The following is a 16,154-nucleotide window of genomic DNA, read 5'->3' on the forward strand; positions in this document are numbered from 1 at the left end:
ATCATGTGAGGCAGATCATGTGGGGGAGCGGGTGAATGCTACTGATCGGCACCCTGACGGGCCTTGCTACCACAACAGCCGTCCTGCCCACGTGCCTGAATCGGCGGACAGGGTACCGACCCATAGGAGCAGAAGACACAGCAGTCTCCCGGCTTTGGCGTGAGCAGTTGGCGGCAGCCCTTGCACTCGTAGAACCACTGGCACGCGTCCAGCGGCATTGTCTCCTCGGCCACATGGCCACAAAGCGGGCAGGTCAGTATCGACTGCGGGATGACAGGGGGCATGGCGGGCATGGTGTCTCGAACAGCGTGGGGGCCATCATACCGCGCCATGCAAGGCGCGCTATGACGTTGCAGAGACGAGATTCGCATCCCGTGCAAGCTGCCACTGGCCGTCCGTGTTCTTGCGCAGCAGCGTGAGCGTATAGCCGGCGCGTCGGATGGGCTGCGTGGCGCCAGGCGGCGTCACGGCGATCTCGATGTGGTTGCGCATGAAGGCCCACTCTCCAAGCACTTGCAACTCGACAATATCGGCCTTGCCTTCTATACGCATGCCTTGTTGCGCAGCCGACGCCGTGGCAAAGGCCGCTTTGCCGAACGGTTCCTGGCCCGGCACCATGAAGACCGCGTCATCGGCCATCAGGCTCAGCACCTTCGCCGTGTCTCCGGACTTGCTGGCGGACATCCAGGTATCAACAAGCTCGCGAATTGCGCGTTCATCGTCGCTCATCATGCTCTCCCAGCCTGCGGCATGCCGGCGATTGTAGCAAGCGCACCCATGCCTGAAGATTGCGCGGCCACATGGGCCCACGCGCGGTCGGCAGGGGTGCCGCTGGATGCCACCGACTCCTCAGGCCTGGCCTGCCAGCACGTGCTTCTGGCTCTCCAGCTTTGCGCCCATCGCCGCACCAAGCGCCTGCAGGCCCGACATCGGGCGGACCATCACCTCGAATTCCTCGATCTTTCCCGCTTGGTCGAACCGCAGCATGTCGATGCCCTTGAGCGCCTTGCCGTCGACTTCCGCGCTGAACTCAAGCACCACGCCAAGGCCGTCCGCCGTCGCGAACGATCGGTGGTAGGTGAAGTTCTGGAACACCGTGTTGACAGTCTTCAACACCAGCTTGATTGCCGCGCGGCCCGGATACGGCGTGTGCGCGACCGGGGAGCGGAATACGATGCGGTCGGACAGCAGCGGATCGAGTTCCTCCATGGCATTGCGCGCCAGAAGGTCATGCCAGGTTGCCAACGTCTGTGCCGCCGCCGGGGAAAGTCCCGCTGTTTGCATATCGTGTCTCCTTGTCATTGTGCCGTTCCTGGCTGTCTACTATGCAACTGGTTGCATAGTAGACCATGTGATGACGGGAAACACAAGTCAACCTATAGGCGGGCGCTGCTATCTGGCGGCAACATCGTACGGAGCGTCTGACGTCGGCGGTCTCCTTCAGCAAGGATCTGCCAGCGCGCTACATCTTCTCCTTCGTACTTTCCGCGGCGCCTTGAACCTTTTCGCCACCACGTTCGATGTCCTTGCCGGCGCCCGAAATGGTGTTGCAGCCAGCAATCACCAGCATCCCGGCGAGGGTGAGCAGTGCGAACAGCTTTCTCATGACGATCTCCTTGCTTCCTGTCGACGCGGGCGCGCATCGCGACTGGAACGGCCCGGACTGGTGAGTTGAGCGTAGCAAGCAAGAAATCGTACGAGCAGTCGGCAATCGTCCTACAAGGGTGTCAGCGGACAGCGCGGCGGAAGGCGAATTTCCCCATGTAACGGCGCACCTAACGCTTCCGAAACGCCGAAGTTGCTAAAACTCCTGCATACCAGCCGGACAGGAGGCAACCATGGCTCGGGTCAACCTGTTCCTCGTAATTCCAAACAACGGGCACGCCTGACGCAACACGCTTGCGACATGCGCGCCTGGCAATGGCTTGCACGGCGGAGGCGATCCCGTGCGGGCCGTGCTGTTCCGTAGCTGATCGCCTGCACGAGGAGGGCCGTCGCGGCAACACCGACGCCCTCTGTTGGAGATAGCAATGCATAAGACTCTTGCCAAGACCCTGCTCGCCGCTGCCGCACTTGCCGCGGGGCTCAGTCAAACCGCCCACGCCAGTGCATATGCTGATGCACTGGCCGTTGCCGCGCCGGGACACAGCGGCCAGCGCGACGCCTTTACCGATGGCGCCCACCGGCCGGCCACCGAGGCCAGCATGCTACCCGTGGTCGCGCAGCAGGGCCGGTCCGTGTGCGCAGTCCGTAGCTTCGATCCGTACCGGGACGGCATGCGCAAACCTGATCCTTACACCGATGGCGGCCGCATCAGTTCGCGCGATGGCTTCAGCGACGGTGCGCGCAGCGATGCGCGCGACAGCGGGGAATGCCGGTCCTGAGCAAGGCGCAGCAAAGGTGCAATTTGTCCGGGCAGCTTCGTTGCCCGGACTTGGCAAATCGTCCTTGGAAGCAATTTCTGGCAACTTTACGTTGGAGGAAACACACCAGGTCCGCCGGCCTCCGGTAATGCGTGATTTAACATAAGACAGATTATGTAGTGAACGGATGTTGGCCATTTTTTCTAACCCCGCCTCTTGTAGTCCGGAAAAGCTGCGACTCCGTGACGACGCGGACGACTGAAGGACGACTGAATTTGCGACCGGCAGGTGGTTTGACTTTGACTACATTGGCTACCAAGATGGACAACGAGCCGGACGCTGGCGACTCCAACAGGCGGCCGAAACAGCTTGTCCACGCTGCGCCGGCTCCTCGCCCCCTCGCCCCCATCACAGGACGCCGCCATGGAAGCCGAACCGCTCGCCACGCAATCCAAGGAAGCACCACGGAAGGAAGGCTTCTGGCCTCATGGCTGGTGGAGGCTGATGGAAATCCGCATCGGCATCTTCCCGCTGCCGGTCTATATCCTGTCCGCCGTGCTGCTGGCGGTGCTGGTCTCCATTCACAAGCTCGCCAACGAGATCTCGCTGGTGATCGTCCTGTTTGCGTTCTGTGGCTTCACGCTGGCCGAGATTGGCAAGCGCATCCCGCTGATCCGCGCCATCGGCGCCGCGGCCATCTTCGCCACGTTCGTGCCGTCCGCGCTGGTGTACTACAAGCTTTTGCCTGAGCAGGTGGTCAAGGTCACGGCGGACTTCACCAAGGCAACGAACTTTCTCTACCTGTTTATCGCCTGCATCATAGTCGGCAGCATTCTGGGCATGGACCGCCATGTGCTGATCAAGGGCTTCCTGAAGATCTTCGTGCCACTGGCCGCAGGCTCCGTCGCGGCGGGCGTGGTCGGCACGCTGGTCGGCACCGCACTCGGCCTCGGTGCCTCGCACACGTTCTTCTATATCGTCGTGCCGATCATGGCTGGCGGCGTCGGCGAGGGGGCGATTCCGCTCTCCATCGGGTACAGCGAGATCCTTCACCTGGACCAGGGCATCCTGTTTGCCACGGTGCTGCCGCCGGTGATGCTTGGCAGTCTGACCGCGATCATCCTGGCCGGCACGTTGAACTACGTCGGCAAGCGCTACCCCGCCTATACCGGCGAGGGCCGGTTACAGCCCGGCGAACATGACGAGCTGGACGTGAACCAGAAGGAAATCACCGGGCATGTCGACGTGGACCACATCGCCGCGGCAGGTGTCACGGCGCTGACGCTCTATGTGGTCGGCATCATGTGCCACCGCCTGTTCGGTCTGCCGGCTCCGGTGGCCATGCTCTTCATCGCGGTACTGCTCAAGCTGACACAGGCCGTGTCGCCGCCGCTGCAGGAAGGTGCATTCGTGGTCTACAAATTCTTCTCGACGGCCGTCACCTATCCGCTGCTGTTCGCCATCGGGGTGTCGTTGACACCCTGGGACAAACTGATCGCCGCCTTCAACCTGCCGACGATCATCACCATCGTCGCCACCGTGGCAACGCTGATGGCGATCGGCGCGTTGGTTGGCACCTGGATGAAGATGTACCCGATCGACACCGCCATCGTGACCGCCTGCCACAGCGGCCAGGGCGGGACCGGAGACGTGGCAATCCTGACCGCGGCCAACCGCATGACGCTAATGCCGTTCGCGCAGATCGCGACCCGCATCGGCGGCGCCGTGACCGTCACTGTGGTGCTGCTCGTGCTGGCCCGCATGCAGTAGGGGCATGCAGACTCCGGTCGTCATGGGTGCCCCGCCGCCGCTACTTGCCGGGCACCACTGGCGGCGGATACCAGTTGCCGGATGCCACGGACGGATCCGGGCCATACGCGCGGAAGGTCAGCTTGTAGTCCTGCTGGCCAGCGGTCGGCAGCCAGTTGCCGTCAGGGGCCCCGGCTGGCCTCTCAGGCGCAAAGTACAGCGTGAGCGAGCCATCGCCGCCGTACTGCAGCTTCGATTGGTTATTGAGCAGGTAACGCTTCGCCGGGTTCCCCATTACACAGGAATCGACTGAGTCAACGGCGCCGAGCGCCCAGAAATAGCGCACGTGCTCGCTCGGAATCTCGCCCTTGGGAAACGTCATCGTATATGTGTTGGCGGCGTTGAGCTTGTTGCCATCCCTATCGGCGTCGCTGTCAAAGTACGCGACCTCCTGGACTACGTTGGCCCAATTGCCAGCCAGGTTGGCCCGCGTGCGCGCCTTGTAATCATTGCCATACTGGCCGATGATCGCTGGCCGGGTCCACCCGTTCCTGGTCGTGCCCCCCTCGGTCACCAACTGTGGAATGGCTTTTTCGCGGATCAGCCTGTCAACGCGTTTGCGTTGCGCCGGGCTGGCTGCCACGTCCGCAGCAATCTGCCGCACGCGCGCCTGCAGCGGCATCATTCCGGGATTGATGTCGGGCTCGGAATCCAGTGCCACTGCGGCAGAATCGAATGCCTCGACCCCGGGCAATCTCGAATTGTCGAAGGGCGGGGTCACCGGCACAGGGTCGATTCGCGGTACTCCCGTGATGCGGATCTGGAACTGATGCTGTAGCAACGCCGCTTGCCTCTTGTCCTTGCCAAGCTCCACGCGAGCGATTACGCGGGCCGTCCTGGCCGGCAAGTTGATCCGCGTGATATCCGGCGCCAGTTGCACGTCAGCCCCCTTCAGGCAAACGCCGAAGCGACCTGCCTGCCGCTTGGGATAGGTGCGCTCATTGATGTTGGCTACCGTCTCGCCCCAGCCATTGAGGAACTGCACCGTGTAGTAGCGACCCTTGGTTCGTGGCACGCTGAACACCACGCAGGTACGTTCGTCCACGGCAATCCATGCCTCGCTGTATGCCACGTCAAGGTTGGGATTGCCCCATGCCGTGCCACCGATGTCCCGGTGAAGCATCTCGTTCCACCGGAAGCCCTCCTTCTGGAAGTCGATCTGCTCCTGGCGCAGCACCAGCAGCCTGCCGAGCAGGTAGACATAGGCATCGGCCACGTCCTGGTCAGCCTTGGTGTCGGGCGCGGGGGCGGATTCGGGCTTATGGGCGCAAGCCGCGAGTGCGGTAACCAAGATGACGGCTGGCAACGTGGAGAAATAACGCATGCGCGGCTCCGGAGCACGGCGATTAAAGCGCTTAGATTGCGCGAGGTCGCCTAGGCTCGCAATCCCACGGCCCGGTCAATCTGTGTTGCAGAACACGTTACGCCTCGGCCAATGGACGTGCGGCCGTCGGCTCCGTGAAGCAGCCTCAATTTCCGTGGACCAGGCGAGCGATCGTGTGGACCCTCCCGCGTCTTCTGCGTGAATTTTCGGCGCGCACAGATTTGTGCTCCATGAGGCCCATAAGTCCGAGCAAGCCTCGGCCGCTGCCGCACGGGCATGTGTCAAGCGTGAAAGCGTCATGGTAAAAACCCGGCGCTGAAAAAGCCGAATTGCTACTCCCGAATACTGACGAAGCTTGGTATTGTTCGTCGACAGCATTTCAGTTTCCAAGCCGGCCACGCTCAGAGCCGGCGCCGGTCACAAAAGTTGCCTTTGTTTCCAGCCAAGACAGCCGCCTTTTGAGAGCCTGACCATGAAACTCATCCGCGCCATCTACGATCGTATTCCGACGACCGCCCTTGTCGCGGTGCTGCTTTCCATTCTTGCCGCCGCGTACCTGGTTGACCGTGCCGACAACGCGCGTTATCGAAACGAGCACTGCAAATACATGCAGCAACATGGCTGGCCTGAGTCGAAATGCTCGGCGTCATGACAATCGCCCCGTGAGTTTCTCGTGCTTCCCGGGGGTACCCCGTGGGCAACGACTCGCCTCAACGCTTCAACTGAAACACCAGAGAACCACCCGCCGGATCGCGCCCCGCATCCGTCGCGTCAATTCGTCCATCCGGGCCTCTGCAACGCCGCCGCATCCCGGCATCAGGCCGTTGTATTCCTGCGTCGATCCAGGCAGGCAAATGCTTGAAAACGGGCGCGGCACCAGGCCGTAAGTACGCCCTGCCTGCCCTTCTCAAACGCCCCTGTGCAAGCGCAATGCCAGGCCCGCACACTTCACCGTTGTAAGCGACGTGAAATGCAGGCCTTACACATTCTTACAGCACGTTCGGCCCAACTTGACTAACTTTGAATCGCTCCTGCGCTGCATCGCATCAATGATGTGATGTTGTGTCGGGAGCTTCATGGGCGTTCGCGCCCCGCTTTACCGGTTCGCGCCAAAGATCAATCAGGCAAGACGCGACCAACTCTTCGGACCTCTCGCGAGGATCCACAAGCCTGCCGCGGCGGCGTTGTGACGGCCCGGGGCAACGGCTGATAAAAAATTTGGGGGACGATGCACTGCGCGACTGCGCGGGCGGCTTTCGCTCGCGCGGCGGAAAGGTGCTGACTGCTGAAGGCCGCGAAACGCCCATGCGCTTCGCGGGTGGCCCACGTTTTATCCTGGAGACGGTATGGACAGGAAAGTTGACCAGAAACCCTCGGTACCTGCGCGGTTGAAACCGTCTCAGCCGCCGCATCACGACTCGCTGGTGCAGCGGCGCGGCGGCTCGCTGAGCCTGCGGCCGCTATGGCAGATAATGCCGCGCCTGGCCAGCTACGGCATGGTTGCCTTCATCATCTGGGTGATCCTGTCCGTGATGTTTCCGTATGTCTTCTCGCGTTCGTCCGAGAGAGCCATCGTCAATAGCCCCGTCACACTCGTGACCACGCCCGTGGAAGGCGTGGTGACAAAGCAGATCGTCACGGTCGGCAGCAGTTTCAAGGCGGGCCAGCCGTTGATGGCGTTGCAGAATCCAAACATGGATCGCGCGCTGCTGGTCGAATTGACCGGCAAGCAGCTCGACAACCAGAAGCGGCTTGAAGCGGCAAAGGCCAAGCTTGCAAGCGATCAGACGCGGCTGGGGTCCACCAATGACGATTTCAAGCGCTATCAGGCATCTGCCGAGCGCGAGCACGCGGCACGAATACGCGGTATCGAGGCCCGGCTCTCGGTGGCCAAGCAGCAGATCGACCAGCAACAGGATGTGGTCAACCGCAATCAGGCCATGCAATGGGCCGGTGCGGTCAGCCAGGCCTACACCGATGCGTCGCGCAACCAGCTAACGGTGCTTTCCGGTTCGCGCGATGCGATCCAGGCGGAACTCGATAGCGCGCGCAACAGCAGCGAGGCCGCGCACAGCAAGGTGTTCAGTTCAAGCGCCGACGGCGCGGTGGGTGCGCTGACGCAACGGCAGGACGAGCTGAAGGCAGACATCGGGCAGGTGCAGGCCGAGATCCAGCAGCTTGAAGAGTACGGCACGGAAGTCGACAAGCTCATTGCATCGGAACAGCAGCGCCTCGATCGTATTTCGAATCTCGATATCAAGGCATACAACAACGGCGTCGTCGAAGACGTGCTGGCGCCGCCGGGCACACGCGTGGCCGCTGGCGCCACGTTGATGCGCACCACCAATTGCAGCGAACCCAACGTTGTTGCCGTCTTCCCGCGCAGCCTCAGCAAGGACCTGCTGCCCGGCGCGACGGTAACGGTGCTGATCGATGGCGTTCCGACGCCACAGGCCGGTACGGTCGCGGAGATCATGCCGCGCGCACCGGACGGCGACCAGGCACGCTACTTCGTCCCCTTCCCTCCTATCGAGAAGAACGAGATCTACCTGATCGTCAGGCTGCGCAAGCCGCTGCCCGACCTGCCCGGTCATGGCGTCGCCAGTACCGACCGCTGCGCGCTCGGCCACTGGGCGAAGGTCAGTATTGATCGTCCGTGGTTTCGTCGCCTGATTTGAACAGGCAGGCAACGAGATCATGCATTCAACGCCCGCAGGAAGGAGACAACCGTGCAGCGTCACTTATCAGGAAAGGGATTCACGGCCGGGGGCATCCGGCTGGCCAGCTGGTTCATCGTGTGCGCAATCGCCGTGTGGCCCACCCTTGCCGCATCGGCGCCAGCGTCTGGCGATGCTCGCGATCAATTGCGCGAGTCAGGTTGTCAGACGCTGGCGCATCGCGTAGCTGCCATACCGGGTTCCGGCCCCATTTTCCTGGCCAGCTACGAACCCGCGCCCGGCGGCGAGCCATTGCCTGGGCCGCTCCAGCAATCGGCCTTCGTCTATGACAACGCGCTGGCCGGCATTGCGCTGATCGCCTGTGGCCAGCGCGACGCGGCACGCCGCATTGCCGATGGCCTGGTAGCGGGCGTGACCCGCGACCGCCACTACCATGACGGCCGCGTGCGCAACGCCTATCGTGCCGGAGCCGTCCCGAGCGGACCGGTTCCGCTGCCAGGCTGGTGGGACGACAACAGCAAGCGCTGGTTCGAAGACCGCTATCAGGTGGGCACCGCCACCGGCAACGTGGCGTGGGCCGCCCTGTTTCTGCTGGCCACTTACGAGGCCACGCGTACGCCAGCGTATCTCGATGCCGCCAAGAGCCTGATGGGATGGGTCGACAAGGAAACGTTCGACGGCAACAGTCCGGCGGCGTTTATCGGCGGCTATTTCGGGCATGAACCTGTGCCGCAGCGTCAGGGCTGGAAGTCCACCGAACACAACGTGGACACCTATGCGGCGTTTCGCTGGCTGGCGCTTTACAGCAAGGACCCGCGCTGGAGCACGGGAGCAGATCGGTCCCGCCATTTCGTCGAAAGCATGTGGCAGCCGCGTGAAGGCCGCTTTGCCATCGGCACGCGCGATGACGGCCAAACATTGAACGGTGCGCCATCGGCGCTCGATGCATCGCTGTGGCCGCTGATCGCCATTCCCGACGCCGCCGTCACATGGCAGCGATCGCTGGACTGGGTACGCACGCGGCATGGCATCAAGGGCGGCTATGGCTTCAATGCCAACCCCGATGGCGTGTGGACAGAGGGCACCGGACAGGCAGCGCTGGTGCTGACCGCCACCAATCATGCGCGCGATGCCACGCCGCTCTGGCCGCTGCTGATGTCGCAGCGCGCGCCTGACGGGCTGCTCTTTGCCACGCCGGAGCAACGTATCCGCACGGGGCTTTCCATCGGCCCCGATTCGAAAACCGAGGACTTTTATTACTACCACCTGCCCCACCTCGGCGCCACGGCGTGGGCCGTGCTGGCCGCCACGGGATGGAATCCGTTCCAGCCGGGCGGATGCCGCGCGAGCTGTTCATCCACGACAGCTTCCACCAATTCTCCCGAGACCCTGCCCAAGGAGTGACGATGTTCGCTGAATTTCTTGATGGCCGCATGCTCATGCAGATCAACGCCGGCGCATTCCTGGTCGCCCTGCTCTGCCTGCGTGGCGACCGGCGCCGCCCGATTGACCGCTGGCTGTTCGGCGCCGCCGCCGCGGTGATGCTGATGGTCTACTACGTCTGGCGATTCAACGACACGCTGCCCGAATGGCGCATGGAGTTCCCGAGCATCTGGTCTCACGCGTTCTTCGGCTTCGAAAGCCTGACGATTGCGTACACGCTGATCTCGATCGTCACGCTGACACGCACGTCTGACCACAGCGCCGCTGCGAATGCCGGCGAAGCGGCCTTGCGGCAGGGCCGCGAGGCCCCGGCGGTGGACATCTTCATCGCCACCTACAACGAAGGCCTCGATGTACTGGAGAAGACCATCGTTGCTGCGCTGGCCATCGACTACCCAAATTTCCGCGTCTGGGTGTTAGACGATACGCGGCGCGACTGGCTTCGCGACTTCTGCGGGGAGGTTGGCGCGAACTATGTCACGCGGCCGGACAACGCGCACGCCAAGGCCGGCAATCTCAATAACGGGCTGCGGCACAGTGCGGAGATAGACGGGGGCGCGCCGTTCATCATGGTGCTCGATGCGGACTTTGCGCCCAATCGCAACATCCTGCTGCGCATCGTCGGCCTGTTCGACGACCCGAAAGTCGGCGTGGTGCAGACGCCGCAGTTCTATTACAACGCCGACCCGATCCAGTACAACCTGCGCTCCACCGAGTGCTGGGTGGACGAGCAACGCGCGTTCTTCGATGTCATGCAGCCAGCCAAGGATGCCTGGGGCACCGCGTTCTGCATCGGCACGTCGTTCGTGGTCCGGCGCGATGCCCTGGGCTGCATCGGCGGATTCCCGATCGGCACCGTGACCGAGGACATCCACCTGACGTACAAGCTGATGCCGCATGGCTACGTCACGCGCTGGCTCAACGAACGCCTGAGCGTGGGGTTGTCTGCCGAGGGGCTGCCCGAATACATCAGCCAGCGCAGCCGCTGGGGCCTGGGCACGATCCAGGTGGCACTGACCGCGGACGGGCCGCTGCGCGGACGCGGCTACACGCTGCGCCAGCGCCTTCATTATGTGCATGGCCTGCTGCACTGGCTCAGCCGCCCGTTCACGCTGATGCTGCTGGCCGGGCCGTTGCTGTACTGGTACCTCAATGTGCCCACGCTGTATGGCGATCCAATGGAGTTCCTCGCGTTCGGCGTGCCCGCGCTGCTGCTCTACTGGGCCTACAGCATCTGGATCACCGATTCGCGGGCGATGCCGATCTTCACCGAGGTCACGCAGATCGTAGCGTCGATGGCGGTTTCTGCCACGCTGGTCAGCGCCGTGTTCAAGCCGTTTGGGCGGCCATTCAAGGTCACCAACAAGGGGCTGGACCGATCGAAGCTCGTCATACACGGCAAGTTCGCGGCGTTCTATGGCGCGTTGTTCGCGCTGTGTGCGCTGGGGCTGGCCCGCGCGGTGGCGGCTGACGGCACGGCCGGGGGTACGGTTTTCAACATCGGCTGGACCGTGATTTCGATGATCCTGTACCTGGCCTCGCTGCTGGTTTGCTTCGAACTGCCGCGCCCACGCAAGGAAGAACGCTTTCCGCACCGTGAGCGCGCGCGCCTGTGCATCTATGGCGCCGATGGCATGGCGCGCGAGATCGATGGCGTCACGCGTGACATGTCCTGCAACGGCATCGCCATGATCAGCAACGATGCCGTCATGGTCGAGCCCGGCGGAACCGGCGCCGTGTGGCTGGCTGACCTTGGCTGGGTGACCTGCCGCATCGCCCGCACGAACGGCCACCTGATCGGCATCGAACTGCACCCCGACATGGCCGCGCGCCATCGGCTGATCCGCCTGCTGTTCAGCGAACCGGCCCACAACATCGCCGATCGCGGCCGGCCGGCCGTGGCGATCGCGCAATTGCTTCGCCGAGCATTTACCGGATGATCCATGAAGAAAACACGACTCACGCCCCTGAACCGCTCGCCACGCTGGACCACCGCCCTGGTATTGCCGCTGGCGCTGGCTGCCTGCTCGCTGGAACCCACCTATCAACGGCCGGAATCGCCGGTGCCGCAGGCATACCCAACCGGCCCGGCCTATGAGACCGGCAAGACCGGCGGCGCGCAAACGCCATCGCAGGCACCCGTCTCGCAAGCACCGGCCGCGAACTTGGGCTGGCAGGATTTCTTTACCGATCCGCGCCTGCGCAGGCTGATCGAGCTGTCGCTGGAAAACAACCGGGACTTGCGCATCGCCACGCTTTCGATTGACCAGGCACGCGCGCAGTACCGCATCCAGCGCGCAGCGCAGTTTCCAGCCATCAACGCCACCGGCGGCCTTTCCAGTACGCGGGTGAGCAGCGACCTGCGCGCACCGGGGCAGGATCAGGTCATCAATGCGTGGTCTGCGGGGGTGGGTTTCAATACGTTCGAGCTCGACGTGTTCGGCCGCGTGCGCAGCCTCAAGCATGAGGCGCTCGAACAGTACCTGGCGATCACCGAGGTCAGGCGCAGCGCGCAGATCAGCCTGATTGCGGAAGTCGCCAGTGCCTATCTGACCTGGCAGGCCGACCAGGAACTGCTGAAGCTTTCGCAGGACACGCTCAAGCTGCAACAGGACGCCGCGGAGATGATCAGCCGCAGCAAGCGTGCTGGCGGCATGGCCGAGATCGACATGCATCGCGGACAGACGCAGGTACAGACCGCGCAGGTGGACGTGGAGCAGTTCACGCGCCAGGTGGCACAGGACGAGAACGCGCTTACGCTGCTGATTGGCGGCCCACTGCCGGCAGACCTGCCGCCGCCGCAACCATTCCGTGGCGGGTCATACGTGGCTGAACTGCCTGCGGGGCTGCCATCGGCACTGATGGAACAGCGCCCGGACATCATGGCCGCCGAGCACCAGCTCAAGGCTGCCAATGCCAACATTGGCGCGGCACGTGCCGCGTTCTTCCCGCAGATTTCGCTGACGGCCGGCATTGGCGTGGCCAGTGGCGCGCTGGCCACGCTGTTCTCAAGCGGCATGGCGTGGGTATTCGCACCGCAGATCACGCTGCCAATCTTCAACGCCGGGGCCAATCAGGCGCGGCTGGACGTGGCCACGGTACAGAAGGACATCAACGTGGCCGCCTACGAGAAAACGATCCAGGGTGCGTTCCGTGAGGTCGCGGACGGTCTGGCCGCCCGCGGCACGTACGATCGTGAAACGGCCGCGCAGGAGCAGCTTACCAAGGAAGTTTCCGAGACCAAGCGGCTAGCGGAGATCCGCTTCAAGAACGGTGTGGACGACTATTTCGCGGTGTTCGACTCGCAGCGTCAACTCTATGAAGCGCAGAAGAAGATGGTGACGATCGAACTGGCCCGGCTCACCAGCCGCGCCGGGCTCTACAAGGCGCTGGGCGGCGGCTGGACCCGCGAGACCGTGGCAGCCCAGGCCAACGACTCACAGCATCCGCCGCAGTAGCCGGTCCTTCAGCACGAACTGGTGCCACAACGCCGCGGCCGCATGCAGGCCGACGAAAATGTACACGAACGTGGCACCCGTTCTATGCAAGTCCATTGCCAGATCGGAAAGCGCCTTGTTCTGGGCGATTGGCAGCGTCCACTCAAGCCCAAAGAACGGCACCGCCCTGCCGCGCCACGCCGATGCCAGCACGCCCAGCACCGGCATACCCAGCATCAGCACGTAAAGCAAAAGGTGCGTGGCGCCAGCCGCGCGCTCCATCAGCCTGGAGCCGCCCGGAGGCGGCGCCGGCACCGGCTGGCTGACGCGCGCCAGCAGGCGCAGCACCATCAGCGCCAGCACTGACAATCCAGCCGACTTGTGGAGGTTCATCAACGCCGATCGTGTGGCGCTGCCTTTCGGGAAGAAATCCGTCAATTCGACCGCCACAACCGCGATGGCGGCGCCCAGGAATACCAGCCAGTGCAACGCGCGCATCGCGAACGAGTATTTGGGATCCAGGGGTATGGAAAGGCCGTGTGGGGATGTTTTATGCATTCTCGTCAACGTTGAATCCAGCAGCGGGCATTGTGCGCGTCCCGCACATCCGGAAGCAACCTTCAAAGTCACGTACAGCTTGTGACAAATCAACTACCAGGGCCGGCGTTTGCCCAATTCCGGGGGCGCCACGACCCACCCTCTCGTTTTCCCCGACTGTCCCAAGATGCAAAAGAGTTGTCCCGAATGGTCAAACTGCGGACCGCCAATCCTAGATACTTCGCCCGACGACCCGAATGCGTCAGATGGTGACAACGGGTCTTACAGGAGACGTAGAAATGCACGGATACCGTTCCACCCTCGCACCCATGGCAGCCGCAGAGCCCGCCAAGACGGTCAGGCTGTCACGCTACTACCCGTGGGTGGTTTTTGGACTGAGCTTTGGCCTGCTGATTTCGGACTACATGTCCCGCCAGGTGCTGAATGCGCTGTTCCCCATGCTCAAACTCGAGTGGGCGCTTAGCGATGCACAGCTTGGTGCGCTGGGCGGTGTTGTTGCGCTGATGGTCGGCGTGCTGACATTCCCGCTGTCGATCCTGGCGGACCGCTGGGGCCGCGTGCGAAGCCTGACGCTGATGGCGGCGCTGTGGAGTGTAGCCACGCTTGGTTGTGCGCTGGCCAATTCGTATGGCGAAATGTTCATTGCCCGCCTCTGCGTGGGCATTGGCGAGGCAGCCTATGGCAGCGTGGGTATCGCCGTGGTCATGTCGGTATTCCCGCGTCATGTGCGCGCAAGCCTGAGTGCTGCGTTCATCGCCGGCGGCCCCTTCGGCTCCGTGCTCGGCATGGCGCTTGGCGGTGTGATCGCAACGCACTTCGGGTGGCGTGCCGCATTCGCCGGGATGGCGATCTTCGGCCTGGCCCTGGTTGCCCTGTACCGCCTGCTGATCACCGAAAAGAAGCTCCTGGCCCGCCGCCGTGAACTGGGTGAAGACGTAGCCGCCAGCACTACGGCCACGCAAGGCAAGCTTGCACTGCGCCCGCTGCTGTCCGCACTGTTCTCGGCCCGTTCGATTCTCTGCGCCTATGTCGGCAGCGCCCTGCAGCTGTTCGTGATGGGTGCGATGCTCGCCTGGCTGCCCAGCTACTTCGGCCGCTACTACGGCATGACGACCGAGCATGCGAGCCTGACCGCCGCAGGTTTCGTGCTGATCGGCGGCACCGGCATGATCGTGTGCGGTGCGTTCACGGACTGGCTTGCACGCCATGTGCCCGCCCGCAAGTGGATCGTGGCCATTGCGTACAGCGTGCTCTGCTGCGTGCTGCTGGGCGCTGCATTCCAGCTGCCGCCCGGTAAGGCACAGCTCGTGCTGATCGGTGCCGGCATGCTGCTGGCTGGCGGTACCGCTGGCCCGGCCAGCGCCGCAGTGGCCAACCTGACCGCTCCCGCCATCCACGGCACGGCCTTCGCCACGCTGACCCTGGTCAATAACCTGCTTGGGCTTGCACCCGGCCCCTTCTTTACGGGCCTGCTCGCCGACCGCATCGGCCTGAACGGCGCGCTTCAGTTCCTGCCGCTGATCGGCCTGCTTGCAGCCGTGTTCTTCGTCATTGGCCGCCGCAGCTACAGCGCCGATCTGCAACGCCTTGAACGCATGCGCAATGCTGCCGACAAGTCCTGATTCACCACCACTACCGCATTACTCGATGGATTTTCTCGCAGACACCACCGTACTGTTCGTTCCCGGTTTGCGTGACCACGTTCCGGAACATTGGCAGACCCTGCTTCAGGCACAAATCCCCAATTCCCGATCGGTCACCCCGCTCGAACACGACAAGCTGAGCCGCGACGCCCGCGTTGCAGCACTGGACGAAGCGCTGGCCGCCATCGACGGTCCAGTGGTGCTGGTTGCTCACAGCGCCGGCGTGATGATCACCGTTCACTGGGCCCAACAACACCACCGCAAGATTCGCGGCGCGCTGCTGGCGGCACCGGCCGACCTCGAAAACCCGATGCCCGCCGGCTATCCCACCCAGGCCGCGATCGAAGAACACGGCTGGCTGCCGATTCCGCGCAGCCGCCTGCCGTTCCCAACCATCGTCGGTGCCAGCCGCAATGACCCGCTGGCCCGATTCGAGCGCGTTGAGCAAATGGCGCGCGACTGGGGCAGCGAGCTGGCCGATCTTGGGGAAGTCGGCCACCTCAATCCTGCAGCCGGGTACGGCGAATGGCCGTACGCCATGACGCTGGTTGAGCGCCTGCTGCGCAACGCCTGACTGCTTCACCGAGGTTTTGTAGTTCCAGAAGTACCCATTTCGGACGGGACCACCCGCATTGCAATCAAAAGAAGAGAGGAGAATTACCCATGAAGCTCAAGGGCATGGCCGTTGCCGCCGCATTGCTCGCCTGTTCCGGTGGCGCTTACGCGCAATCGGCCGTCACGCTCTACGGAGTGATCGACGCGGGTCTGGAGTTTGTGAATCATGCAGCACCGTTTTCGTCGACGAACGCGGGCGCTGCCTTCCTGGCTAACCCGGGTACCGGCAACAACGCTTACCGCCTGAACTCCGGCGGCCTGTCTGGTTCGCGTTGGGGTCTGCG

General features: G+C 63.3%; 16 protein-coding genes. 10 read left to right on the top strand and 6 right to left on the bottom strand.

All coding sequences use genetic code 11. The features are described 5' to 3' along the window. Nucleotides 1-38: 38 nt before the first annotated feature. From B552_RS29290 to B552_RS0123780, 4 genes are all read right to left on the bottom strand, one after another. On the bottom strand, nt 39-284 hold the full coding sequence (locus tag B552_RS29290) for a GDCCVxC domain-containing (seleno)protein (protein WP_083860345.1): 246 nt from the start codon (nt 282-284) through the stop codon (nt 39-41). 58 nt (nt 285-342) lie between these two features. Continuing rightward, nucleotides 343-729 (bottom strand): SgcJ/EcaC family oxidoreductase, encoded by a 387-nt coding sequence (locus B552_RS0123770; protein WP_019451562.1) that lies wholly within the window; start codon nt 727-729, stop codon nt 343-345. A 120-nt stretch (nt 730-849) separates the two neighbouring features. Beyond that, the gene (locus B552_RS0123775) at nt 850-1,284 is read right to left on the bottom strand and encodes a nuclear transport factor 2 family protein (RefSeq protein WP_019451563.1); all 435 of its coding nucleotides are present in this window, start codon (nt 1,282-1,284) and stop codon (nt 850-852) included. 178 nt (nt 1,285-1,462) lie between these two features. Continuing rightward, on the bottom strand, nt 1,463-1,606 hold the full coding sequence (locus B552_RS0123780; protein ID WP_019451564.1) for an entericidin A/B family lipoprotein: 144 nt from the start codon (nt 1,604-1,606) through the stop codon (nt 1,463-1,465). 424 nt (nt 1,607-2,030) lie between these two features. On the opposite strand from B552_RS0123780, the gene B552_RS0123785 reads away from it, so the two are divergent. Together B552_RS0123785 and B552_RS0123790 are read left to right on the top strand one after the other, a co-directional pair. After that, entirely contained in the window at nt 2,031-2,384 is a 354-nt protein-coding gene (locus B552_RS0123785) for a hypothetical protein (protein ID WP_019451565.1), read from the top strand. A 402-nt stretch (nt 2,385-2,786) separates the two neighbouring features. Then, entirely contained in the window at nt 2,787-4,133 is a 1,347-nt protein-coding gene (locus B552_RS0123790) for a 2-hydroxycarboxylate transporter family protein (protein WP_019451566.1), read from the top strand. A gap of 40 nt (nt 4,134-4,173) precedes the next feature. On the opposite strand, the gene B552_RS0123795 is transcribed toward B552_RS0123790, so the two are convergent. Then, on the bottom strand, nt 4,174-5,496 hold the full coding sequence (locus B552_RS0123795; RefSeq protein WP_019451567.1) for a DUF1214 domain-containing protein: 1,323 nt from the start codon (nt 5,494-5,496) through the stop codon (nt 4,174-4,176). 472 nt (nt 5,497-5,968) lie between these two features. On the opposite strand from B552_RS0123795, the gene B552_RS0123800 reads away from it, so the two are divergent. The 5 genes from B552_RS0123800 to B552_RS0123820 all read left to right on the top strand — a co-directional run bounded on the left by B552_RS0123800 (nt 5,969) and on the right by B552_RS0123820 (nt 13,075). Continuing rightward, nucleotides 5,969-6,148, top strand: a complete 180-nt coding sequence (locus B552_RS0123800; RefSeq protein WP_019451568.1) for a hypothetical protein — start codon at nt 5,969-5,971, stop codon at nt 6,146-6,148. A 694-nt stretch (nt 6,149-6,842) separates the two neighbouring features. Then, nucleotides 6,843-8,174: a multidrug transporter gene (locus B552_RS0123805; protein ID WP_026035995.1), complete on the top strand. Its 1,332-nt coding sequence runs from the start codon at nt 6,843-6,845 to the stop codon at nt 8,172-8,174. A gap of 186 nt (nt 8,175-8,360) precedes the next feature. Continuing rightward, entirely contained in the window at nt 8,361-9,578 is a 1,218-nt protein-coding gene (locus B552_RS0123810; protein WP_237718340.1) for a hypothetical protein, read from the top strand. Between the two features lie 2 nt (nt 9,579-9,580). Further along, nucleotides 9,581-11,557, top strand: coding sequence for a glycosyltransferase (locus B552_RS0123815; protein WP_019451571.1), 1,977 nt, complete (start codon nt 9,581-9,583; stop codon nt 11,555-11,557). 3 nt (nt 11,558-11,560) lie between these two features. Further along, the gene (locus B552_RS0123820; protein WP_019451572.1) at nt 11,561-13,075 is read left to right on the top strand and encodes an efflux transporter outer membrane subunit; all 1,515 of its coding nucleotides are present in this window, start codon (nt 11,561-11,563) and stop codon (nt 13,073-13,075) included. On the opposite strand, the gene B552_RS0123825 is transcribed toward B552_RS0123820, so the two are convergent. After that, complete coding sequence (locus B552_RS0123825; protein ID WP_085958799.1) at nt 13,055-13,582, bottom strand: cytochrome b; 528 nt, start codon at nt 13,580-13,582, stop codon at nt 13,055-13,057. The genes B552_RS0123820 and B552_RS0123825 overlap by 21 nt on opposite strands. A gap of 308 nt (nt 13,583-13,890) precedes the next feature. Between B552_RS0123825 and B552_RS0123830 the strand changes: the two genes are divergently transcribed. From B552_RS0123830 to B552_RS27845, 3 genes are all read left to right on the top strand, one after another. Beyond that, nucleotides 13,891-15,234, top strand: coding sequence for an MFS transporter (locus B552_RS0123830; protein WP_019451574.1), 1,344 nt, complete (start codon nt 13,891-13,893; stop codon nt 15,232-15,234). Nucleotides 15,235-15,259: 25 nt separating this feature from the next. Beyond that, the gene (locus B552_RS0123835) at nt 15,260-15,829 is read left to right on the top strand and encodes an alpha/beta hydrolase (protein WP_019451575.1); all 570 of its coding nucleotides are present in this window, start codon (nt 15,260-15,262) and stop codon (nt 15,827-15,829) included. Nucleotides 15,830-15,918: 89 nt separating this feature from the next. Further along, nucleotides 15,919-16,154, top strand: a 236-nt coding sequence (locus B552_RS27845) for a porin (RefSeq protein ID WP_035880254.1), incomplete at its 3' end; no start/stop codon positions are given.

It is taken from the genome of Cupriavidus sp. BIS7 (genome assembly GCF_000292345.1).
Lineage (GTDB): Bacteria > Pseudomonadota > Gammaproteobacteria > Burkholderiales > Burkholderiaceae > Cupriavidus.

What these genes read in the sequence shown, in the direction of transcription:
- B552_RS0123770 (WP_019451562.1), bottom strand. Translation starts at nt 729, where the DNA reads ATGAGCGACGATGAACGCGCAATTCGCGAGCTTGTTGATACCTGGATG.
- B552_RS0123800 (WP_019451568.1), top strand. Translation starts at nt 5,969, where the DNA reads ATGAAACTCATCCGCGCCATCTACGATCGTATTCCGACGACCGCCCTT.
- B552_RS0123815 (WP_019451571.1), top strand. Translation starts at nt 9,581, where the DNA reads ATGTTCGCTGAATTTCTTGATGGCCGCATGCTCATGCAGATCAACGCC.
- B552_RS0123830 (WP_019451574.1), top strand. Translation starts at nt 13,891, where the DNA reads ATGCACGGATACCGTTCCACCCTCGCACCCATGGCAGCCGCAGAGCCC.
- B552_RS29290 (WP_083860345.1), bottom strand. Translation starts at nt 284, where the DNA reads ATGCCCCCTGTCATCCCGCAGTCGATACTGACCTGCCCGCTTTGTGGC.
- B552_RS0123780 (WP_019451564.1), bottom strand. Translation starts at nt 1,606, where the DNA reads ATGAGAAAGCTGTTCGCACTGCTCACCCTCGCCGGGATGCTGGTGATT.
- B552_RS0123790 (WP_019451566.1), top strand. Translation starts at nt 2,787, where the DNA reads ATGGAAGCCGAACCGCTCGCCACGCAATCCAAGGAAGCACCACGGAAG.
- B552_RS0123785 (WP_019451565.1), top strand. Translation starts at nt 2,031, where the DNA reads ATGCATAAGACTCTTGCCAAGACCCTGCTCGCCGCTGCCGCACTTGCC.
- B552_RS0123795 (WP_019451567.1), bottom strand. Translation starts at nt 5,496, where the DNA reads ATGCGTTATTTCTCCACGTTGCCAGCCGTCATCTTGGTTACCGCACTC.
- B552_RS0123835 (WP_019451575.1), top strand. Translation starts at nt 15,260, where the DNA reads ATGGATTTTCTCGCAGACACCACCGTACTGTTCGTTCCCGGTTTGCGT.
- B552_RS0123775 (WP_019451563.1), bottom strand. Translation starts at nt 1,284, where the DNA reads ATGCAAACAGCGGGACTTTCCCCGGCGGCGGCACAGACGTTGGCAACC.
- B552_RS0123820 (WP_019451572.1), top strand. Translation starts at nt 11,561, where the DNA reads ATGAAGAAAACACGACTCACGCCCCTGAACCGCTCGCCACGCTGGACC.
- B552_RS0123805 (WP_026035995.1), top strand. Translation starts at nt 6,843, where the DNA reads ATGGACAGGAAAGTTGACCAGAAACCCTCGGTACCTGCGCGGTTGAAA.